This window comes from Allohoeflea poritis, assembly GCF_027889715.1.
Taxonomy (GTDB): Bacteria; Pseudomonadota; Alphaproteobacteria; order Rhizobiales; family Rhizobiaceae; genus Hoeflea_A; species Hoeflea_A poritis.
Map to the genome: position 1 here is coordinate 120,984 of NZ_JAPJZH010000001.1, position 21,092 is coordinate 142,075.

At 59.9% G+C, this 21,092-nt stretch carries 18 protein-coding genes; 8 read left to right on the top strand and 10 right to left on the bottom strand.

Going from position 1 to position 21,092, the window contains the following annotated elements:
• Positions 1-5: 5 nt before the first annotated feature.
• Genes OOZ53_RS00540 through OOZ53_RS00555 form a run of 4 tightly spaced genes read left to right on the top strand, consistent with a single transcriptional unit; the run spans position 6 to position 3,957 of the window.
• A complete protein-coding gene (locus OOZ53_RS00540) occupies positions 6-1,187 on the top strand; it encodes an acetyl-CoA C-acyltransferase (protein ID WP_271087325.1) in 1,182 nt (393 codons plus the stop codon).
• 12 nt (positions 1,188-1,199) lie between these two features.
• On the top strand, positions 1,200-2,396 hold the full coding sequence (locus OOZ53_RS00545) for an acyl-CoA dehydrogenase family protein (protein WP_271087326.1): 1,197 nt from the start codon (positions 1,200-1,202) through the stop codon (positions 2,394-2,396).
• Positions 2,397-2,402: 6 nt separating this feature from the next.
• Positions 2,403-3,542, top strand: coding sequence for an acyl-CoA dehydrogenase family protein (locus OOZ53_RS00550; protein WP_271087327.1), 1,140 nt, complete (start codon positions 2,403-2,405; stop codon positions 3,540-3,542).
• A gap of 13 nt (positions 3,543-3,555) precedes the next feature.
• Positions 3,556-3,957 (top strand): PaaI family thioesterase, encoded by a 402-nt coding sequence (locus OOZ53_RS00555; RefSeq protein ID WP_271087328.1) that lies wholly within the window; start codon positions 3,556-3,558, stop codon positions 3,955-3,957.
• A gap of 32 nt (positions 3,958-3,989) precedes the next feature.
• Here the strand turns inward: OOZ53_RS00555 and OOZ53_RS00560 are convergent, their stop codons facing one another.
• The gene (locus OOZ53_RS00560) at positions 3,990-4,640 is read right to left on the bottom strand and encodes a TetR/AcrR family transcriptional regulator (protein WP_271087330.1); all 651 of its coding nucleotides are present in this window, start codon (positions 4,638-4,640) and stop codon (positions 3,990-3,992) included.
• Positions 4,641-5,267: 627 nt separating this feature from the next.
• On the opposite strand from OOZ53_RS00560, the gene OOZ53_RS00565 reads away from it, so the two are divergent.
• The 4 genes from OOZ53_RS00565 (at position 5,268) to OOZ53_RS00580 (ending at position 12,562) form a co-directional block, all read left to right on the top strand.
• Entirely contained in the window at positions 5,268-9,791 is a 4,524-nt protein-coding gene (locus OOZ53_RS00565; protein ID WP_271087331.1) for an autotransporter outer membrane beta-barrel domain-containing protein, read from the top strand.
• Positions 9,792-10,108: 317 nt separating this feature from the next.
• Positions 10,109-10,891 (top strand): 3-hydroxybutyrate dehydrogenase, encoded by a 783-nt coding sequence (locus tag OOZ53_RS00570; protein WP_271087332.1) that lies wholly within the window; start codon positions 10,109-10,111, stop codon positions 10,889-10,891.
• Positions 10,892-10,925: 34 nt separating this feature from the next.
• Entirely contained in the window at positions 10,926-11,969 is a 1,044-nt protein-coding gene (locus OOZ53_RS00575; RefSeq protein WP_271087333.1) for a patatin-like phospholipase family protein, read from the top strand.
• A gap of 167 nt (positions 11,970-12,136) precedes the next feature.
• A complete protein-coding gene (locus OOZ53_RS00580) occupies positions 12,137-12,562 on the top strand; it encodes a DUF4864 domain-containing protein (RefSeq protein ID WP_271087334.1) in 426 nt (141 codons plus the stop codon).
• A 77-nt stretch (positions 12,563-12,639) separates the two neighbouring features.
• Here OOZ53_RS00580 and OOZ53_RS00585 read toward each other — a convergent pair whose 3' ends face one another.
• The 9 genes from OOZ53_RS00585 to OOZ53_RS00625 all read right to left on the bottom strand — a co-directional run bounded on the left by OOZ53_RS00585 (position 12,640) and on the right by OOZ53_RS00625 (position 21,084).
• Positions 12,640-13,296 (bottom strand): ceramidase domain-containing protein, encoded by a 657-nt coding sequence (locus OOZ53_RS00585; RefSeq protein WP_271087828.1) that lies wholly within the window; start codon positions 13,294-13,296, stop codon positions 12,640-12,642.
• Between the two features lie 15 nt (positions 13,297-13,311).
• Positions 13,312-14,010 (bottom strand): SDR family NAD(P)-dependent oxidoreductase, encoded by a 699-nt coding sequence (locus tag OOZ53_RS00590; RefSeq protein WP_271087335.1) that lies wholly within the window; start codon positions 14,008-14,010, stop codon positions 13,312-13,314.
• 381 nt (positions 14,011-14,391) lie between these two features.
• Positions 14,392-15,174 (bottom strand): ATP12 family chaperone protein, encoded by a 783-nt coding sequence (locus OOZ53_RS00595; RefSeq protein ID WP_271087336.1) that lies wholly within the window; start codon positions 15,172-15,174, stop codon positions 14,392-14,394.
• Between the two features lie 12 nt (positions 15,175-15,186).
• Complete coding sequence (locus OOZ53_RS00600) at positions 15,187-15,843, bottom strand: HAD-IA family hydrolase (RefSeq protein WP_271087337.1); 657 nt, start codon at positions 15,841-15,843, stop codon at positions 15,187-15,189.
• On the bottom strand, positions 15,840-16,820 hold the full coding sequence (locus OOZ53_RS00605) for an RluA family pseudouridine synthase (RefSeq protein ID WP_271087338.1): 981 nt from the start codon (positions 16,818-16,820) through the stop codon (positions 15,840-15,842). Before OOZ53_RS00605 ends, OOZ53_RS00600 begins: the two co-directional genes overlap by 4 nt.
• Before the next feature lie 13 nt (positions 16,821-16,833).
• Positions 16,834-17,211 carry a fluoride efflux transporter CrcB gene (crcB, locus tag OOZ53_RS00610; protein ID WP_271087339.1) on the bottom strand — a complete coding sequence of 126 codons (378 nt, stop codon included), beginning with the start codon at positions 17,209-17,211 and terminating at the stop codon, positions 16,834-16,836.
• Between the two features lie 54 nt (positions 17,212-17,265).
• Positions 17,266-18,294, bottom strand: coding sequence for a 2-dehydropantoate 2-reductase (locus tag OOZ53_RS00615; RefSeq protein ID WP_271087340.1), 1,029 nt, complete (start codon positions 18,292-18,294; stop codon positions 17,266-17,268).
• Positions 18,284-19,603 carry a replication-associated recombination protein A gene (locus OOZ53_RS00620; protein ID WP_271087341.1) on the bottom strand — a complete coding sequence of 440 codons (1,320 nt, stop codon included), beginning with the start codon at positions 19,601-19,603 and terminating at the stop codon, positions 18,284-18,286. The genes OOZ53_RS00615 and OOZ53_RS00620 overlap by 11 nt, the downstream gene beginning before the upstream one ends.
• On the bottom strand, positions 19,603-21,084 hold the full coding sequence (locus OOZ53_RS00625) for a DegQ family serine endoprotease (protein WP_271087342.1): 1,482 nt from the start codon (positions 21,082-21,084) through the stop codon (positions 19,603-19,605). The genes OOZ53_RS00620 and OOZ53_RS00625 overlap by 1 nt, the downstream gene beginning before the upstream one ends.
• Positions 21,085-21,092 lie beyond the last annotated feature (8 nt).

Here is a 21,092-nt window from a genome sequence, read left to right on the forward strand (position 1 = left end):
ATATCATGCGTGAAGCTGTAATCGTTTCGACTGCCCGAACCGGAATCACCAAGGCCTTCCGGGGCGGTCTCAACATGACCCACGGCGCCGAGTTCGGTGGAGCCGCCGCCCGTGCCGCCGTGCAACGATCGGGTGTCGATCCCGATCTGATCGAGGATACCGTCATCGGTTGCGGTTTGCCGGAAGGAGCGACAGGCGGCAATATCGCCCGGCAGATTGCAATTCGAGCCGGAATGCCTGTGACGACCGCCGGAATGACCGTCAATCGCTTCTGTTCGTCCGGACTGCAGGCCGTGGCGCTCGCCTCTCACGCCATTACGCAGCAGGGAGCGACGGCGATGCTTGCCGGAGGGATCGAGTCGATCACTCTGGCGCAGGGCAATGCCAACACCCATATGGCGCAGAGCCCCTGGATCCTGGAGAACAAGCCGGCAATTTACCTGCCGATGATCGATACCGCCGATATCGTCGCAGACCGTTACGGCATCAGCCGGCAGGCTCAGGACGAATATGCCCTGTCCTCGCAGCAGCGGACCGCCGCCGCGCAGGAAGCCGGCCGCTACGCTGACGAGATCATCCCGTTTTCCACCGTCATGGCGGTCAAGGACAAGGAAACGGGCGAGATCTCGAAGCACGAGATCACCATCGAAAAAGACGAATGCAACCGGCCCGGCACGACGCTTGAGGGCCTGCAGTCCCTGGAGCCTGTTCGTGGCCCCGATCAGTACATTACCGCCGGCAATGCGTCGCAGCTCTCGGATGGTGCATCCGCCTGTGTCCTGATGGAAGCGAGCGAGGCCGAGAAACGCAACATCGAGCCGATGGGCGCGTTTCGCGGTTTCGTCGTCGCCGGCTGCGAGCCGGATGAGATGGGCATCGGCCCCGTCTTCGCGGTACCGCGCCTTCTGGAGCGCGCGGGGCTCTCGATGGACGATATCGGCCTTTGGGAACTCAATGAAGCCTTTGCCAGCCAGGTGCTTTACTGCCGGGACAAGCTGGGCATTCCAAGCGAGATCCTCAACGTCAATGGCGGCTCGATTTCCATCGGTCACCCCTATGGCATGACGGGCGCCCGCCAGGTCGGCCACGTGATGTATGAGGGCAAGCGCCGGGGCGTCAAGCATGTGGTGGTGACCATGTGTATCGGCGGCGGTCAGGGCGCGGCCGGCCTGTTCGAAATCTACTGATGGAGCTCGATCATGGATCTCAACTACACCGACGAGGAACTGACCTTCCGCGACGAGGTCCGTTCTTTTCTTGATTCCGAACTGCCGGCCTCGCTCTCCAACAAGGTTAAGGCCGGCAAGCGCCTGACCAAGGAGGACATGGAGAACTGGCATGCGATCCTGAACCGGCGTGGCTGGCTGGCGGAATCATGGCCGGTCGAATATGGCGGCACCGGATGGAACGCTGTCGAGCGGCAGATATTCGAGGATGAGTCCTGCGCCGCGGGCGCACCGCGCACGGTGCCGTTCGGCTTGAAGATGCTGGCGCCCGTCTTGATGAAATACGGGTCGGAAGAGCAGAAGAACCACTATCTGCCGCGCATCCTCGACGGCACCGACTGGTGGTGCCAGGGCTATTCCGAACCCGGCGCGGGTTCAGACCTTGCCTCGCTCAAGATGCGCGCGGTGCGGGACGGCGACCACTATGTTGTCAACGGCCAGAAGACCTGGACGACGCTCGGCCAACACGCCAACATGATTTTCTGCCTCGTGCGCACCTCGACGGATGGCAAGCCGCAGGAGGGTATATCCTTCATCCTTGTGGACATGGACACGCCGGGCGTGACCGTCCGGCCGATCATCCTTCTGGAGGGCACGCACGAGGTCAATGAGGTGTTCTTCGACGACGTTCGCGTGCCGGTGACCAATCTCGTGGGCGAAGAAAACAAGGGTTGGACCTACGCGAAATACCTGCTGACGCATGAACGCACGAATATCGCCAATGTCGGCGCCAACAAGGTCTCGCTCGATCACCTGAAATATATAGGCCGCACACAGAAGAAGCGTGGCCGTCCGCTGATCGAGGACCCGCTATTCGCGGCGCGCCTGGCGCAGATCGAGATGGAGCTCGACGCCATGGCGACGACCAATCTGCGGCTGCTGTCATCGCCGGACAGTGTCGCCAATGCGGGCCCGATGAGCTCCATGCTCAAGATCAAGGGAACGGAAATCCGCCAGGCACTCAACGACCTGACGCGCCGGGCGCTCGGTCCCTACGCCATGCCGTTTGTCTCCGAAGCGCTGGATGCCGGATTCAACGAAGAGCCGATCGGGCCGGACTACGCGGCACCGGTATCGCAGGAGTATTTCAACAACCGCAAGATCACCATCTATGGCGGTTCAAACGAAATTCAGCGCGGCATCATTACCAAGATGATGATGGGACTGTGAGGCATCATGGACTTTAATCACACCGAAGACCGGGCCATGCTCAAGGACATGGTCGCGCGCTTTATTGCCGACAACTACGCCTTGGAGGCCCGCAACGAGACGGTCAAGAGCGCCGATGGGTTTTCGCGGGAGATTTGGGCCCGGTTTGCCGAACTGGGATTGATCGGCGCCCTGTTCAGCGAGGATGATGGCGGCTTCGGCGGTACCGGCTTCGATATCAGCGTGCTGTTCGAGGAACTCGGCAAGGGCCTCGTGGTCGAGCCGTTCCTGGCAAGCGCCGTGCTTTCGGGCAGCGTGCTGGCGCAACTCGGCAGTGCGGAGCAGAAGGCACTGATCGGTGAAATCATTGCCGGCTCCAAACTGCTCGCCCTCGCCCATGGCGAGCCGGACAGTCATTACGATCTTGCGCATGTCGGAACGTCGGCCGTTCGGGACGGTGACGGTTGGTCGATCAACGGCAGCAAAGCGGTGGTGTTTAACGGCGACAGCGCGGATTATCTGATCGTAACAGCGCGCACCTCCGGCGATACCTGGGACGAGGACGGAATCTCGGCTTTCCTGCTCCCCGCCGATACGGAAGGAGTCGCCATTCGCGGATATCCGACAATGGATGGCCTGCACGCCAGTGAAATAGCGCTGGATACTGTCCAAGTACCCGACAGCGCGCTGCTCGGCGAAGCCGGCCAGGCATATCCGGCAATCGAAATGGCTGCGGCACGGGCCAATGTCGCCCTGGCCTCGGAAGCGGTCGGCCTCATGGAAGTGTGCCGCGACATGACGCTAGACTACCTGCGCACACGCAAGCAGTTCGGCGTACCGATCGGCAAGTTCCAGGCGCTGCAGCACCGCATGGCAACGGTTTTGACCGAAATCGAACAGGCACGCTCTGCGGCCATCAATGCAGCCGGACGGTTGGACCAGCCACGTGCTCAAAGAGAGATGGCGATCTCGTCAGCAAAGGCCCTGAGCGGCCGCATCGGCAGGCTGGTGGCGGAAGAAGCCATCCAGATGCATGGCGGCATCGCCATGACCTGGGAGTACGGTCTTGGCCATTTTGCCAAGCGGCTGATCATGATCGATCACCAGCTGGGCGACGTGGACTATCACACCGCCAGGTTTGCCGAGTTTTCACGGCAAGCGGCCTGATCCCGCTCCGGCGATGAAAGTCATTCGCGACCAGACCGGCACGCAGCAGACGCTGGGCTATATCGTGGAGATCGATGCGGGAACCCCGCGTGTTTATCTCGATATCGATCACCGGCACATCAATCGCGGCGACAGCCTGCATGGCGGGGTTATCGCCACCATGCTCGATGCGGCGTCGGGTTACGCGGTGAGCCTTTCGGTGGACGGCGAAACGCTGCACTACACATCGACATTGTCACTGACCGTGAATTACCTTTCGCGGGTTGCCGAGGGCCGTGTCGTGGCCACCGCGAAAGTCACCGGCGGCGGCAGGAAGATCGTTTTTGTCGATGCGCTGCTGTCCACGGATGCGGGCGTCCCGGTCGCATCAGCCACCGGAACCTTCAAATTATACAGGGACAGCGTGCGCGATTAAATTCGATGGACCGGAAAAGGCATTGGCAGGGATCAATGATCGTGCGCCCACGGTGTCTCGATTGTGGGAGCTTTTGGCGAGGATTTGATATACGAGACGATCACGCGCTCGATTGCGTCTCGCGCCAGCTTATTGTGATCGGGCGAAAAGCCCAGAGTCGCGACGTAACTCCAATGCGCGTGCATCATCGAAACGAAAACAAAAGATAGCTCCCTGCATGCGGCGGCATCCAGCTCCGGGTGCGCAATCGCCAACTCATGAACGATAACCTGACCAAGTATTTTGTATTTGTCGCGCAAGCGCTCCCTCAAGGACTCCGAGCCCACCGCATAGGCGAACAAGGCGTCATAAGCCTCGAGATTATCAGGCATCGGGTGGTCCTCAGCCAGGCCAAAGAAAAAATCCAGGAAGAACCTGAGGCGCTCAACCTGACGGACTTCAACGATACCTGAAACCAGGCTGTGCTGATAAACCAACATAAGATGGTCGCATAGATCCAGCATCAAGGCATCGAGATGCGGATAGTAATATCTGACAAGCTGCCGGGACAGACCCGCTTCGTTTGCCACGGCTTCAAATGACAGCATCTGCAGGCCCTTGACCGTCAGCAGTCGCGTGGTGGCGTTCAGTATCTGAGTTTTTTTGTCGTGGGTCTGATCGTCTTCTTTTGAATCGTTATCCAATTGCCCCTCCCGGAAACCGCGTTGCCGGACGCGATCATACGAAAAATTTGAGTCCGGGAAATAAATTTGAGAGGCGTTTTCGAATTGAAAGTGTACGATTTTTCAGATCACCAACTCGAACTTGTTCAAGCATTTGTTGTTAATGAACTTGTTTAGGTTGCAACGTTAATTTCGCCGGCGTTATTTTTCGAAATGAAAGTGCCGGCGTCAATTGACTATATCCTACTGATTTTAATAGTATTTAGTCAGTCGTTTTACTCGGATCTCGGGTGATTGCGACTGCGAAACTCGATTTTGAATCTCGAAATTGGCTTGAACTAAACCTGGGCGCGTATCGTAACCGGGGGGAAGGTTTATGCGCTCGATGCTACCGCGCCGCATCCTTACACAAAGATCCTCTTGCGCCGGCTCAACACCATCCGTCGGCCGGACGCGGTGGCAAACTTCAACACGACAGCCAATCCGATCAAGGGCAACCGTGCCGCAAACGACTGAGGGAGCGGGCCGGATGTCGTTGGTCCGATTGGTCAGGAAGCGATCATTCCGGGGGAAGACATTACATTGTATCGGTCCTGTCTGAACAACCATCACCCGTCCCATCGCCGGCGCCTTCTTTGTGGCACGGCATTGACGCTGCTATTCGCGGCGCTCGGCGGAACACCGTCACAAGCACAATGTGTCGCAACGGGCAGCACGCTTAACTGTTCGGGTGATCTGTCCAACGGGGTGAGTTCGTCGACCAACGATCTCGACACGTTGAACATCTTCGATTTGACGACCGACATAGGCCAGCGCGGCGTCGACTTTCGAAACAACGCTGGCCTGGACATCAATTTCAACGCCGTCCTGAACGATCCGTTTGCTTTCGCCTTGATGCCGCCAAGCAATGGCTCGTTCCGTAACGGTTTTCACATCAGAACCGATGGCAGCATCACGGGCACCCTGACAGGCGATGTCACCGGTCCGACACTCAGAGGCGGCAGCATCGGTGCTCTTTCGAGCGCCCTGATTCAGAACTTCGGAGCGATTGGTCTCGACGCAGGCGGCGCCATTGATTTTCAACATGATGGCCAAGTCAATGTTTCGCGCGAGGATATCTCCAGGAGCAGCGCTGCCGGCAGCAACCGTGTCGACCTGACTGCCGGCCGCTTTGCAGCCATCCGGCTGGAATCCGAAAGCGGCAATGTTGATGTTGTCAACAACGGCAATATTACCATCGATGGCGGTTCGCGGACCGTTGCCAATGACGATACCTCCATGGACCCGACGGGAACCGCGACCATCACCTTCACCAATGGGGTGTCGGAGAATATCGGCCTATTTGCTCAGGGCAATGACGATCTGAATATTCGGCAAACCGGCGACATCACGATTACGCGTGGGGATGCATCGGCCTTTTCGCGCACGCAAGCGAACATTGCCGATGCGCAGGCCGATGCCAGCGACAGCTTCGGCATCTATATTCCCAGATTTATTCTAAGAGGCGGAACCGTAGATCCGACTCTGCCGGTCTTTGAAAATATCGACATTGCAATGACCGGCAACATCTCAATTACCGGTGGTGAATCGCGTGCGGAAGCCATCGGTTTCAACCTTGCTGCAGACGGCACCGGGCAAGAGGCCGTTGCGCAGGCGATCCGCGTTTCCTCATTTGCCGCCGGCGTCAATATCGCAAATGGCGAGGCCGTTACCTATGTGCAGACCGGCAATGTTTCGGTCACAGGCGAGAATAGCACTGCCGAGGCCTTCGCCGTCGGTTCGGCAATCGATGACGCAAACGGCCCGGTACATGCCGATGCACGTGGTCAGTCCGCCCAGGGATATTCCGTCAGACCCGCTTTCACGTTCAACGGCCCACGGCCGGACACAACACGCGTCGATCTGACCGTAAACGGTGATACCACTGTGGTTGGCGGTGACGCGAGCGCCCGGGCGACGGGTACCGATATCGCCACGCTCAATCAACTCGCGCTCGATCTGCCTAACAACCAGGCCAGCGAAGCTCTGGAGTCGTCCGCTGGCGGCGCCATCGGCATTTCCGCTTCCGCCAATGCCCTGAGCCTCGATGTCAATGGTACAATCGACGTGACCGGGGGAAACGCAAGCGGTGAACTTTCCGGCGCCGGCATCAATAGCGAAATCGTTGGCGGCAATGCGACGGGGCTTTCCTATTCGTCCAGTCAAACTCAATTCATCTATGTCCACGATCAAATCATCACGGCCACGGGCGGCAATGCGACCGCCACGCTGAACGGTGACGGCCTGTCCACAACTGTCAGGGGTGGTTCGGCAACAGGCCTGCAATCGTCACTGAACGGCATCACCGGCAGTTCTCACACGCAGCGTGCGGCGATCACCGTAACCGGGGGTGATGCGTCCTCCACCGGACCGGCGGATGCAACGGTGGACGTCAATGGCGGTGGGGCAATCGGAATCTCCGGTTCAACCTCGGGCCCGATCGCCCAGGGCAACGAACGGGCGATGTTCCGCAACGAAGCCGTTGTCACTGCACGCGGCGGCAATGCGACCCGTAACAATGGAACCAGCAGCGGCATCAGCCGTGGTGGAGCCGCCACCGGATTTCGAACAACGATTTTCGGGCCGCTGGCTCCGTTGGTTCAACATGCCGGTACTATCGAGGCAATCGCCGGCACCGGCCCGGAACGGCGAGGCACTGCGAGCGGCGTGTTGGCCACAGATTTCGGTGCCGCCAGTATCGGGACGGATGGCAGCCAGGTCGGGAACAACGTCATCCTGGAGGTTACCGGCGATATCTCCGTTACCGGAGAAGGCGACAGCTTCAGTTTTGGGGCCTCGGACTTCAGCGGCGGCGTCATCGCGAAAATGAGCGGCAATGCCGATATATCCGTCGATGGCGCGGCTATCAACGCCGCTGGAGCCGGTACGACAGGCATCACTGTTGCGGCCCAAACCTCAACCGTCAATGTCGTCAACGGCGCCACTATTCGTTCCACAGGCACTGACGCTGCCGGCATAATGCTGGCGCCCAGCGAAAACGTCTTCGTGCCGGAACAGAAAATCGCCTCTACCAACAGGGTGAACATCGCCGACGGCGCCAGCGTCGTAGCCGAAGACGGCACAGGCATTCGTGATGTCGGCACGACGATGATCAGCGTCCGCAATCCGGACACGCTGGAGTTCGAAGAGGTCGAAGTTGAACGCGACAACGCGACCACAATCGACATTGCCGGCATGGTGACGGGGGGTAACGGTACAGCGATCGATCTGGGCAGTGGGGCGGACACGGCGATCTTCCGCCAGACCGCAGTCATCAACGGCAACACGCTGCTCGGCGTCGGCGAGGATCGTTTCCTCTATCAGGGCTTCACCGAGACCAAGGCGGTCGACGGCGGAGCCGATCGTGACAGGGTTGTTGTCAACGCGGCTTCCGGCACCGACGACATGTTTGACCCGACCGTCAACATTCCCAACTTCACCAATTTCGAGGCAATCACGAAAACCGGTGCCGGCACGCTGACCATCAACGGCGTACCGTTTACCGGCCCGCTCGATTTCGAAGTCGATGAAGGGCTTGGAATCATCGGCAGCGATCAGCCGAATATCGGCGTTATCGTTGCTTCCGGCGCAACTTTCCGGACTGACCAAAATGTCGGTGACATAACCAATCTGGCGGGCGGTCTGGTAGAGGGCACCGGGACGTCCGGCAACTTCACCAACAGCGGGACATTTTCGCCGGGAAACTCCATTGGAACCTTCACGGTGATGGAGGATCTGATGCTGCAGCCGGACGGCACGCTTGCCGTCGAGATCGAAGCCCCCGATCAGGCTGACCTTGTCGACGTCGGCGGCACGACGACGTTGGATGGCACGCTTTCGGTGACCGGAATCGGCATGCTGAATGCCTTTAGCGAAGGCCAGACCTATACGGTCATTGACGGCGACGGGCCGGTGTCCGGGGCGTTCGCCGAGGTGATCGACAATCTGCCCGATTTCGACGTGGTGCCGGAGATTGTAAACGACGGCGGCGGTCAGAATGTGGTGCTGGCTCTTGCAGTCGAAGGCTCCGGCTCCGATACCGACCTGTCCGACAAATCGATCGTGCCCAACGGGCAGCAGGCGCAGGTTAAAACGGGCCGGGTGTTCGCCGGCACGCTGGAAGATCGCATGGCGGGCGCCGAAACCGCGCGGATTGCTGTACTCGACAATGGCACGATCAATGCCTATGCGCCGCAGCCCAAAGCCCCTGCTCCTGCTGCGCTTGGCGGCATCTACAACGCCGATGCCGGTTTCGGCGATATCGTTGCCCGGCCAGTCCGCACCGCCTGGTTCTCGGGGATCGGCGGCTTTGGTGAAGCCGATGCGACGGCGTTTGCTCCCGGATACCAGAATGACATTTACGGTGTTGCCGCCGGTGTCGATATTGAGCACAAGACCGAAGGCTTCGACTGGATCATCGGCGGTGCGGCCGGCTATACCGCTTCGGATGTGACATCAGGCTCCGGATCGAGCGATGTGGATACGTTCCACCTTGGGGTCTATGGCCGCATCGACCGGGGCCCGGCGCGGCTTTCGGCGCAGATTTCCTATGGCTTCCAGTCCTACGACTTTGCCCGCGTGATTCCCGTCGGCGCTACGACGGCAACCGCCGCAGGCAGCGCGGACGGCCAATTGTTCACCGCCGCGGTCAAGGGCGCATACGACATCGCACCACGCTTCGGCTGGGGTCAGGACTACGGCCTGCGCGTCGCGCCGGCCGCCGCCCTCGGTTATGTCTATACCCGCCGTAATGCCTTCACCGAGACCGGCGCGGGCATCCTCAACCAGGCCTATGGCGCTGATGTTTTTGAGCGCGGCTATCTGCGCACCGGTGTCGAACTGGGCGCGGCAGTGACACTGGACAACGGGAGCACTTTCCGCCCGCATGGCGGCCTCTACTGGGAATGGGGCTTCGGCGACGACAACATTGTCGCGAATTCAACCGCGCCGGCCGTGCCGGGCAGCGCCTTTGCATCACCCGGCGCCATTGAAAGCGACGGCGGGCCAATCATCGAAGCGGGCTTCGATCTCGATTTCACAAGGGATGTCTCCGCCCAGGCCAACTATGAGGGCGCTTTCTCCGATACCGGCAACAGCCACCGTTTTTCAGGCGGCATCAAGATCAGGTTCTAGGCCGTGTCCGGATGGGTTTGAACATTTTGCCGAGATGATTTTGGTCCCTGGCCAGGCGGATTGCGCGCTGTGCCGACGCGCCCCGCACAAGCGCGAACCAACGCCGCCAGGGGCCAAAATCGCCCGGCTCAATCTTCTCTGAGCTTCGGCACGTTGCCTTTGCAGGGTGGCAAAACCGGCTCACCGGTTGTCGACAAGCGATTTCTCGCTTCATCGGCAGCAAGATTTCATCAGAAAATCTCACTGGACACTTCCTTGGATTGCATTCAACACTATGTTGCAGTGCAGCACCAATGAACGATCCATGGAGATTTGCCGTGTCAGATGCAAAAACCGCTGTTGTTACCGGTTCCTCGAGCGGTATCGGTCTCGGCATCGCCGAAGGATTTGCCGCAAAGGGCATGAATATCGTCATGAACGGCATCTCGCCAGCGGAGAAGGTTGAACCGCTTCGTCAACGCCTGGAGGAGACACATGGCGCCAAGGTGATCTATGTCGAAGCCAATATCATGAAGCCTGAAGGCGTGCGTGCGCTCATGGCTTCCGCTGCGGAGGCTTTCGGCCGGGTTGACGTTCTCGTCAACAATGCCGGGATTCAGCATGTCGCACCGGTCGAAGAGTTTCCCGAAGACAAGTGGGACGCGATCATTGCGCTCAATCTTTCCGCCGCCTTTCACACGATCCGCGCCGTCGTGCCCGGCATGAAGGCGAGCGGTTGGGGCCGTATCATCAACATCGCCTCGGCTCACGGTCTTGTCGCCTCGCCTTTTAAGTCTGCCTATGTGTCAGCCAAGCACGGCCTTGTCGGGCTGACGAAAACCGTGGCGCTGGAAGTTGCCGAGCACGGTATAACCGTCAATGCCATCTGCCCCGGCTATGTTTGGACGCCGCTTGTGGAAAGACAGGTGCCCGATACGGCGCAAGCCCGCGGCATAAGCGAGGAAGAGGTCAAGCGCGACGTTCTCCTGGCCGCACAGCCGACGAAAGAGTTCGTAAGCGTCGAGCACCTGTCGGCCGTGGCCAGTTTTCTGTGCTCCGACGACGCTTCATCCATTACCGGCGCATCACTTCCGGTTGATGGCGGCTGGGTCGCGCAATGACGACGATGCCGCGCGCCGAAGGGGATGGCCCGTCATGAGCAGAAAGCAGAAATGCGTCAATCTCGCGCTGCAGGGCGGCGGAGCGCATGGCGCCTTTACGTGGGGCGTGCTCGACCGATTGCTGGAGGATGGCCGCCTCGACATTGAAGCAATATCCGGAACATCGGCCGGCGCCATGAACGCGGTAGCCGTCGCGGACGGGTTGGTGCGCGATGGCCCGGACGGTGCCCGCGCGACACTGGAGCAATTCTGGCGCTCGATCAGCCAGCGATCGGCAATGAGTCCCATCCAGCGCCTGCCCTTCGATGTGCTTATGGGCAATTGGAGTCTCGACCACACACCGGGCTATCATTTTTTCGATGCAATGACACGTATCGCATCGCCCTATCAGTTCAATCCGCTCAACATAAACCCTTTGCTCCAGCTTCTCGAAGAATGCATTGACTTCGAGCGGGTGCGCAGTTGCAATCAGATGAAACTCTTCGTTTCGGCGACGGATGTCGAAACGGGCCGCGTGAAGATCTTCGATCGCAACGAACTTACGGCTGAAATGGTGATGGCCTCGGCCTGCCTGCCATTTCTTTTCCAGGCCGTCGAGATCGATGGCGTGCCCTATTGGGACGGCGGCTATATGGGCAACCCATCGCTGTTTCCGTTTCATACGCAGTCCGAGTCCGGGGATATCATCGTCGTGCAGATCAATCCGATCGAGCGCAAGGGTGCGCCGCGCACCGCGCAGGAAATCCTTAACCGCATCAACGAGATCAGTTTCAACGGCAGTCTGCTGCGGGAGTTTCGTGCGATCGATTTCGTTCGGCGCCTTATCGAAGAAGGCAAACTGTCACCGGAGCACTATCGCAAGACCCGGGTGCATGTGATCGAGAACCAGGAAGAACTGAAACCGCTGGGCGCCTCCTCGAAGGTCAATGCCGAATGGCAGTTTCTCGTCCATCTTCGCGATATCGGGCGTCAGACCGCCGAGGACTGGCTGGCGGCCAACTACGGCCAAGTCGGCAAGCGTTCCACGGTTGATCTTCGCGCCATGTTTCAGGGCATCGGCGCTGAGCACCATGGTTAGCTCGGCGCCTTTATACTGAAAGTTTTTCGCTTTGCTGCGGCGCCAATCTGTAAACTGTTCAACAGTAGTGATAAAGTACAACGAATCTGTTCAGTAAAACTTTAGTTTGCGTGCGCTTTTCGTCCTGATGCAACGCTCTATTTGGAGCAAGAAAGGAGGATGAGACCATGCGTATACTCGGTTTATCCATCACGGCTGGCTTTCTGATGGTTGCGTCCTCGCTCGCGAGCGACGTGGATATGGATCTGGCCACAGCAAGAGGTGTTGTTGAGAAACAGATCACCGCGTTCCTCAACGACGATATCGATACCGCTTATTCCTTTGCCGCGCCTGGCATAAAGAGGCTGTTCCCCGAACCGCAGCGCTTCATCGAAATGGTCAAGCGCAATTACCAGCCGGTCTATCGCCCCGGGAACTACGCGTTCGGCCGCTCGCACAGCGCGACCGGCGGTAAGACAATAGCTCTGGAGCTGCTGATTACCGGGCCTGAAGGCAAGGACTGGCGGGCAATCTATATTCTCAACAGACAGGACGACGGGAACTATCAGATTTCCAGCGTCCGTCTGATGAAGCTGGAAAGCTCCGCGATATAACGGCACGACATTTCCAAGCGATCACGTCGAACGGACGATGAAATGCCGGTCGACCGCTTGCGCTGCCGGCCTGTGCATCAGCCTGCCACGGACGGTTCCCGCTCGCGCTTTCTGAGATAAATCATCGTCAGCCGGTAAAGTACGACCGAATTGAAGATATGCCAAAGGAAATGCGTGCCGAGCGGAACGACGCGGCAGACGGGCTCGTCTGCCATGCGGAAGCCGATGGACACCAGGAAAACGCCGCCGGTGACGATCAAGCCCATGGCCAGTTTCCTGTCGCGCCCAAGCATCAGCAATCCGACGATGAAAATTGCCAGGAGAGCCGGAACATATCCGGAGGATGATCCGACGAGAGGTTCAATGAGCGGCACGACAAAATAGCTGACCGGGATGTAGGCAAGCGCCACGACCGCACTCTGCCAAAGCGGAAGTCCAAGATAATACCGCACGGCCAGAAACAGATAGCTGAGAATGAAGATCAGGATCGGGATGACGTCCGCCGCCAACGACCAGATATTGGCGAATGTATGGAACAGGAACGATCCGATCCCGATGACGGCGATCCAGAAACTCAGATAAAGGACCGCGGGCGACCGTGCCGTGCTTTTCTGCCAGGCAAGCAGAAGCAGAATTGCCGCAATAACGAAAGCCAGATTGGTGACGGCGTTGATCGGTTCGGCCCAGAATGCGGTGCCGACCCGTTCGCAGTAATTGTCGACGTGTTCGTGGATGGCCCCTCTCCCGCTTTAGAACTTCTCGACCCAGGGCCGCACGGTCACCTCGTTGGACCAGGCCGAGCGGTCCTGATTTATCAGATCCAGATAGGTCCTGGCTATGGCATCGGGATCGAGCATGGAATCGGGCCGGTCGGCCGGCTCGGTCCGTCCGGGATTGCGGATGCCGCCGTCGATATTGATCCAGCCGACATGGACGCCTTGCGGGTGCAGTTCACGCGCCATTGACTGGGCAAGGCCGCGCTGCGCAAATTTACCCATCGCGAAGGGCGCCGAATGCGGAAAGCCCTTCACGCCGGCCGAGGCACCGGTGAAGAGAATGGTTCCCCGCACGCCATCTTCATCGCTCTGAGCCAGCATCGCCTTTGCCGCCTCCTGCCCCACGAGAAAGGCACCATATGCCGTCACCTCTATGGCATGTTTGACAGCCACCGGATCGAGTTCGATGAGCGGTCCGCGCTGGCGGGCGGACGGGTTGTAGATAGCGACACGCAGCGGACTCGGAACGATATCGAAGAGTTCGCGGACGCTTTCCGGCTCGGATGCGTCGCAGGACACCGTCGTCGCGCCCGTTTCATCCGCAAGCGCGGACAGCTTGTCCCGATTGCGGGCGGCGAGCACCAGGCTGTAGCCTTCCTTGTGCAGCAGGCGCGCGAGGGACGCCGAAAGCCCATCTCCGACGCCGACGATCAATGCAGTCCTGGATGCCATGTTTGCTACTCCCGGTGTTCGAAGAATGATAGCGCTCGCAACGTAACTAGAGCAATTCTGAGTTAGATTGGATCATTTGACCGTGGCGATTTTGGTCGCTGGTTAGGCGGATTGCGCGCCGTGGTGCTACCCCACCACAAGCGCGAGCCAACGACGCCAGGGGCCAAAATCGCCCGGCCCATTCATCTTTGATTTTCAATACGATAATCCATTCGAGGGTGGGGAAAATCAGCCCATCGGCGTTGTTGCGCCGCTTGCCCGATGCACCACATCGCGCTGCGCGACGCGCCTGGCCGAGTGAACCGATTTTCCGCCATCAAATGTTCCAAGCTAACTCAGAATTGCTCTAGGCGGTGGTGGCGCGATTGCCAGAGCAAGCCGTCAATATAGCGCCTTGAATGCCCTGTCGGCCGCCTGCATTTCGCCCCAGCGAAAATCGCGACGCGCCTTGGCTTGCGCATCCTCGCCCCACTGTTCGGCGTTCCAGTCCTCGTCGACATGCGCCGCCGCCCAGGCTTCTTCTGCTGTCAGGTATTCCTTGGCAATGGCAACCGCCAGCAGCGCCGAGCCCGTCAATGTCGTGAAGGTGTGGAGGCTCGCAAGCGCAATCGGATTGTCGAAGCCGGAAAGATGGATGCCGATAGCCGTGATGGCTTCCTTTGGCTGCTCCACATGCATGACGCCTTCCGCCAGGACAAAGCGCGTGCCCAAGGCCGTGTGGACCCATTCGATGACCGGGTCCCAATGCTCGGTCTGACGATCGACCAGGCGCTGCGGACCGTCGGCGCGATAGCAGATGAGGTCGGTGCCGGCGAAGCGAAGAATATCCTCGACGATCGCCTGCGGGTCCGATGCTATTCCGTCGATCGCCGTATTCACCAGCCGCGTTGCCGGCATGGTCACCGGATTGATTTCATCGCGCTGTGCATTCCATTCTTCACAAATGAGCGCGGCGAGTTTTTTCGTGGGAAGCTCCAGCAGTTTTTTTGCAGGCGTTCGGATCGGCTTTCCATCGAGAAGGATCGAAAACCCCTCCTGCGTTTCGCCGACCTCGGCTTTTTCGTAAAAGCGTTTGGGAAGTTCCTGCCGCGACTTGATCTGCGCCCGCCGGACGGGATCCGCATCGCTCAGCATGTCGCTGAGATCATTCAGGATATCGCGCATGACCGATTTTCCTCATTGAACACCGATGATGGGCAGCAACTCCGCCGGCGCATCGACAACACGATGTGCACCGGCTTCGCGCAACAGCTGCGTATCGGCATAGCCCCACGAAACACCGATCGCCGACGCACCGGCGTTGCGTGCCATTTCCATGTCATAGATAGCGTCGCCGATGACGATTGTCTGCGCCGGGTCCATCCCCGCGTCGGAACAGCATTCGAGCACCATGGCCGGATGCGGCTTGGACGGACATTCATCGGCAGTGCGTGTCGCGATCATTGTCCTGGCGAGGCCGTGTTTTTGAAGCAGGTTGTCGAGACCCCGGCGCGATTTTCCCGTGACGACGCCCAAAAGGATGTCGTCCCGAACTGAAAGGGCCTGCAGCAACTCCCATATGCCTTCGTAAAAGGGCTCCTCGCAATCTTCCGCATCGCGCATTCTCAAGCTGTGATGCTTGTAGCTGCGCACCAGGCGATGAACCACCGCGTCGATTTCCCTTTCCAGCAGGCGCGAGATCGCGACATCGAGCGTCAGCCCGATGATCGACTTCGTCTGCGACAGTTCCGGCGCGGGATGTCCTTCATCCGCGAATGCCCTCTCCATGCTGGCTTGGATGATCGCTGCGCTGTCGATCAGCGTTCCGTCGCAGTCGAAGAGCACCAGCTTCATTCTTCATGGTCCTTGTCAAAGCCAAGCAGATTCCAGCTCTGGACCATATGCGGCGGCAGCGGCGCGGTGACATCAACCGTTCCGCGCCCATCGGGGTGCGGAATTGAAATCCTTCGGGCATGGAGGTGCAATCTCTTTTGCATGCCGCCCGGAAATTCCCAGTTGTGATCGGCCTCGAAATATTTCGGATCGCCCAGGATCGGGCATTTCAGATAGGCCGCGTGGACGCGCAACTGATGGGTTCGCCCGGTATAGGGCTCCATCTCCAGCCAGGACAGCCACTGGCCGGCCTGCTCGATAATGCGGTAGTGCGATATGGCATGGTCGGCATCCGGCTCGCCATGCTTGCAGACACGCATGCGGTCGCCGTCCGGGGTCTGTTCCTTGACGAGCCATGTGGAGATACGCCCCTCACGTTTCGGCGGAACGCCCTTGACCAGCGCCCAATAGGTCTTTTTCGTTTCACGGGCTCGAAAAGCGGCTGTCAGTGCCTGGGCGGCGCCCCGGGTGCGGGCGACAACCAGAACGCCGGAGGTGTCCCGGTCAAGGCGGTGCACGAGACGCGGCTTCTCGCCCCTGCGGTTCCGCCAGGCCTCCAGCAATTTGTCGACGTGACGCGATACGCCCGAACCGCCCTGCACGGCCAGCCCCGCCGGCTTGTTGAACACGAAGACCTTCGGATCCTCGTAGAGCAGCATCTTGGACAGGAACTCGCCGTCAGCGCTGTTCGTGACGACATCTTGTCCGGCGGGCCCGGCACTCTTTTCGTCCGTTCCCATGGGCGGAATTCGGATCGTCTGACCGGGCTGAACGCGCGTGTCGTGCTTGGCACGGCTGCCGTCGACCCGTATCTGGCCGGACCGCAGCAACTTCTGCAGCTTGCCGAAGCCAAGGCCCGGAAAGTGTGCCTTGAACCAGCGGTCGAGCCGCATTCCCGACTCGTCCGGATCAACCCTGCGCTGCTCTACTCCTGTCATGGAACGTTTTCCTCTAGACGAATGCTCTGACCGTCGCCAGACCAGCGAACAGGGCGGCGATGGAAAGCACGACGCTCGAGACGGCATAAACAGACGCATTGAGCAGGGCGCCACGTTCCCACATCACGGCGAAATCCAGCGAAAAAGCGGAAAATGTCGTAAAACCGCCGAGAACACCGGTCGCAATCAGCAGGCGCAGTTCCTGCGAGCCGTCCAGACGCCGCATCAGCAGCTCGATGAACAGGCCCATGGCAAAGGACCCGACGATGTTGACGGTCAGCGTGCCCCAGGGAAAACCCGGGCCAAACATCCTCAGCGTTGCCAGATTGGCGAGATGCCGCAGCGTCGCGCCGACGGCGCCGCCCAGCGCGACAATGAGTATATGTGACATGAAAGTGCGTTTAATCGCTTTTGGGTCCGCAGGAAAGGTCAGAGCAGAAATTTCCTAGTCCACGCCGCCCTTTGGCAGGCGCAGAATTTCTTCACCACTGAAACCCGGTGAATGGCCGGATTTGAATGCCTCTTCAACCAGTGCAATGACCTTGCGGTTGATGGGCGCGGGCGTGCCGACCTCACCTGCGAGCCGAACGACGGCGCCGTTGAGGAAATCGATTTCCGGCTGGCGCCCATTCTTCAGATCGTCCCACATGGATGAGCGCGCCTTGGCATCCATGGCCAGCATGGACTGGGCGACGCGCATGAAGAGCCAATCGGGCAACCGCAGGATAAGGGGAATAAGCCAGGGACGGACCTTGCCGATCGCCGCCGGCCTGATACCGGCCTTTCCAATCGCGGCCAGGGCCTCCGACACCATGTCGGCAAGGACCAGGCGATAGGCCCTGTTCGAAAGCTGTTCGACCAATGGTATATCGGAAAGCACATTCAGCGCGTTGTTGAGGTTCAACAGCAGCTTGCCCCACAGGACCTCGTTCATATCCGTGCGTGTCGTCGCGATGATGCCGGCGCGCGTCAAAAGGACCGACAGCTCGCGCGTTTTTGGGGTGTCGGCCATCAGCAGGTCGCCGGCCGTGCCACGATGGTAATTTCCGTTGCCGGAGGAAAGCACATTGAACGGCACCATGGCGGGGCAAACGCGCTCCGGGCCGAGAGCATCGGCAAGCGTCTTTGCGTTGTCGACACCATTTTGGAGCGATACCACGCACGCGCCTGATTTCATCCGCGAGGCCATATCCACGGCAGCCTCGGGCGTTGCCTGGGATTTGACGCACAAAAGGATAATGTCGCAGTCGGAGAGAATGGAAGGGTCCGTGGATATGACGATATCCTCCGGTTTGACGAAGACCTGCGGACCGTCGAAACGCGAGAGTGTCAGCCCGTTTTCCCGCAGCGTCGCAGCGACGTGTTCGCGCCCAAGAAAGCGAACATCGGCTCCGGCTGCCTTCAACATGCCACCGACATAACAACCGATCGCGCCGGCACCGAAAACACCGATCGGCCCCAAATCAGCGGTCATCGCTGCCCCGCTCGGCTCTCAGCTTGGCCCAGTATTCCAGGCGCTTGCGCAGTTCCCGCTCGAAGCCTCTTTCCGGCGGGTCGTAGAATGTCTGTCTTCCCATCTTTTCGGGAAAATAATCCTGACCGGAAAAAGCATCCGGCGCATCGTGGTCATATTCGTAACCTGCGCCGTAGCCCTCGTCCTTCATCAATCGGGTCGGCGCATTGAGAATGTGTTTGGGTGGCAGCAGGGAGCCATGTTCGCGCGCCGCACGGGTCGCCTGTTTGAAGGCGGTATAAGCCGCGTTGGATTTCGGCGCCGTGGCGATATAGATGCAGGCCTGTGCCAGGGCCAGCTCACCTTCCGGCGAACCCAGAAAATCATAGGCATCCTTGGCGGCATTGGCGACGACCAGCGCCTGCGGGTCGGCAAGACCGACATCTTCCGACGCCATGCGCACCAGACGCCTTCCGATGAAGCGCGGGTCTTCGCCTGCATCGAACATGCGGCACAGATAATAGAGCGAGGCGTCCGGGTCCGAGCCGCGCACTGCCTTGTGCAGCGCCGAGATCAGATTGTAATGCCCGTCCTGACCCTTGTCGTAGACCGGCGCGCGGCGTTGCACGATCTCCTGCAGTTTTTCCGCGTCGAAGACCTCGCCTTCTCGAGCCGCCCGCCAGACTTCCTCGGCAAGGGTCAGAACGGCGCGCCCGTCGCCGTCCGCCATGCGAAACAGGCTCAGCCGCGCTTCGTCATCGAGCGGAAGCGCCCTGCCCTGCGCAGCTTCGGCCCGCTCGACCAGCATCCGCAGGCTTTGCTCGTCATGCGGCCTGAAAGTCAGGACACGGGCGCGCGACAAGAGGGCAGCGTTGAGCTCGAAGGACGGATTTTCAGTCGTCGCGCCGATCAGGATCACCGTCCCGTCTTCCATGACGGGCAGGAAACTGTCGAGCTGGGCCTTGTTGAAGCGGTGGATCTCGTCCACGAACAGCAGCGTCTGCCTGCCGGACATGCGCCGTGCGCGGGCCGCCTCGAACGCCTTTTTAAGGTCGGCGACACCCGAAAAGATCGCGGAGATCTGTTCGAATGCGAGATCGGTCTCACCGGCCAGGAGCCGGGCGACCGTTGTCTTGCCGGTGCCGGGCGGACCCCAGAAAATCATGGAGCCGAGCGTGCCGTCCGATATCATGCGGGTGAGCACGCCATCTTCGCCGGTCAGGTGCGGCTGACCGGTTACCTCCGCGAGGGATTGAGGCCGCAACCGGTCTGCCAGCGGCCTTGCCTTTTGTGCCGTTTCATCGGCAAGCGATGAAAACAGGTCACTCATCAGCGCACCACTTGCCGAAGCCTGCGTCCGTTTCGGGTAATTTCGAACTGCCAGAATGCGGGATCCTGCGCGATGGCCGCAGCGACATCGCTCGCCTGCCGCATCGTTTCGCCATTGATCTCGACCAGAATATCGCGCGGCCGTAATCCGTACCGGTTGGCGGGCGAACCGCGCTCGACTTCCTTCACGACCACGCCTCTGATGTTGAGCGGCAGCCGAAGCTGTTCTGCAATGCGGGGATCGATATCGACAACCACGGAGCCTGCGAACGGGTTTTCGCCCGTTATGCGCAATTCGCCCGGACGCTGCGGATCGCGCGGCTCACCGAGCCTGACCTTCAACCTGCGGACGGTAGAGCGCGAGATGACCTCAAGCTCGATCACCTTGCCGACGCCGGACGTCGCAAGACGATAGCCAAGGGCGTCGGGATGCTGGACGGTCCAGCCATCCAGGCTGATCACCAGATCGCCGACCCTCAGGCCACCCTTGTGCGCGGGGCCTTCCCTTACGACATCCGTGACAATCGCGCCGAACGCACGCTCCATGCCGAGCGCTTCGGCCATATCAGCAGTGACCGGAACAAAAGATGCGCCGATGAAAGGCCGCAGGAATTCGTCCTCGCCGCTACGGGCCGCGTCAACGACGGCGCGAACCATATTGGCCGGAATGGCAAAACCGATCCCATTGGATCCGCCGGAACGCGAGAATATGGCGGTGTTGATGCCGACCAGCCGCCCGTTCATGTCGATCAGCGCGCCGCCCGAGTTGCCGGGATTGATCGCTGCATCCGTCTGGATGAAGAAACCGAAGTCGGAGATACCGACACCGTTTCGCGCCAGGGCGGACACAATGCCGCTGGTGACGGTCTGCCCGACACCGAAGGGGTTGCCGATTGCCAAAAGCACGTCGCCGACTTCCAGACGATCGGAATCGCTGTAGTCGATCGCCGTGAACGGTTCCGAATTGTCGATCTTGAGAACAGCGAGATCCACCCGCTTGTCCTTCAGCAGCACCCGGCTCGGATATTCGCGCCCATCGGCCAGGGCGATCCTGATCTCGTCGGCCCCGTCAATCACATGATTGTTCGTTACCACAATGCCCGAAGCGTCCACGATAACCCCGGAACCGAGCGAGGATTGGCGCTGCGAACGGCCGGGAGGCCCCTGCCCGAAGAAGCGCTCGAAGAAGGGATCGCCGGCAAATGGCGAGCGGGTGCGGACCATGCGCTCGGCGTAGACATTGACGACGGCAGGCGCCGCGAGCTTGACCAGCGGGGCATAGGAATATTGCAGCGCCGGACGCGATGGCGGCACGACACGCTGCGGCTCGTTGGCCCTGTTACCGGATTTTCCAAGAATCTCGGAAATCACGCCGCGCAGCCTATCGGTTGCCGGCTGTTCCTGGGCACCGGAGACCGGCAGCATGATTCCGATGGCAGCGATGGCGAGGACGATCAGTCCGGCCCATCTGTATCGGCGCATTCGATTCC

What these genes read in the sequence shown, in the direction of transcription:
- OOZ53_RS00540 (WP_271087325.1), top strand. Translation starts at nt 6, where the DNA reads ATGCGTGAAGCTGTAATCGTTTCGACTGCCCGAACCGGAATCACCAAG.
- OOZ53_RS00545 (WP_271087326.1), top strand. Translation starts at nt 1,200, where the DNA reads ATGGATCTCAACTACACCGACGAGGAACTGACCTTCCGCGACGAGGTC.
- OOZ53_RS00550 (WP_271087327.1), top strand. Translation starts at nt 2,403, where the DNA reads ATGGACTTTAATCACACCGAAGACCGGGCCATGCTCAAGGACATGGTC.
- OOZ53_RS00555 (WP_271087328.1), top strand. Translation starts at nt 3,556, where the DNA reads ATGAAAGTCATTCGCGACCAGACCGGCACGCAGCAGACGCTGGGCTAT.
- OOZ53_RS00575 (WP_271087333.1), top strand. Translation starts at nt 10,926, where the DNA reads ATGAGCAGAAAGCAGAAATGCGTCAATCTCGCGCTGCAGGGCGGCGGA.
- OOZ53_RS00580 (WP_271087334.1), top strand. Translation starts at nt 12,137, where the DNA reads ATGCGTATACTCGGTTTATCCATCACGGCTGGCTTTCTGATGGTTGCG.
- OOZ53_RS00590 (WP_271087335.1), bottom strand. Translation starts at nt 14,010, where the DNA reads ATGGCATCCAGGACTGCATTGATCGTCGGCGTCGGAGATGGGCTTTCG.
- OOZ53_RS00595 (WP_271087336.1), bottom strand. Translation starts at nt 15,174, where the DNA reads ATGCGCGATATCCTGAATGATCTCAGCGACATGCTGAGCGATGCGGAT.
- OOZ53_RS00600 (WP_271087337.1), bottom strand. Translation starts at nt 15,843, where the DNA reads ATGAAGCTGGTGCTCTTCGACTGCGACGGAACGCTGATCGACAGCGCA.
- OOZ53_RS00605 (WP_271087338.1), bottom strand. Translation starts at nt 16,820, where the DNA reads ATGACAGGAGTAGAGCAGCGCAGGGTTGATCCGGACGAGTCGGGAATG.
- crcB (WP_271087339.1), bottom strand. Translation starts at nt 17,211, where the DNA reads ATGTCACATATACTCATTGTCGCGCTGGGCGGCGCCGTCGGCGCGACG.
- OOZ53_RS00615 (WP_271087340.1), bottom strand. Translation starts at nt 18,294, where the DNA reads ATGACCGCTGATTTGGGGCCGATCGGTGTTTTCGGTGCCGGCGCGATC.
- OOZ53_RS00620 (WP_271087341.1), bottom strand. Translation starts at nt 19,603, where the DNA reads ATGAGTGACCTGTTTTCATCGCTTGCCGATGAAACGGCACAAAAGGCA.
- OOZ53_RS00625 (WP_271087342.1), bottom strand. Translation starts at nt 21,084, where the DNA reads ATGCGCCGATACAGATGGGCCGGACTGATCGTCCTCGCCATCGCTGCC.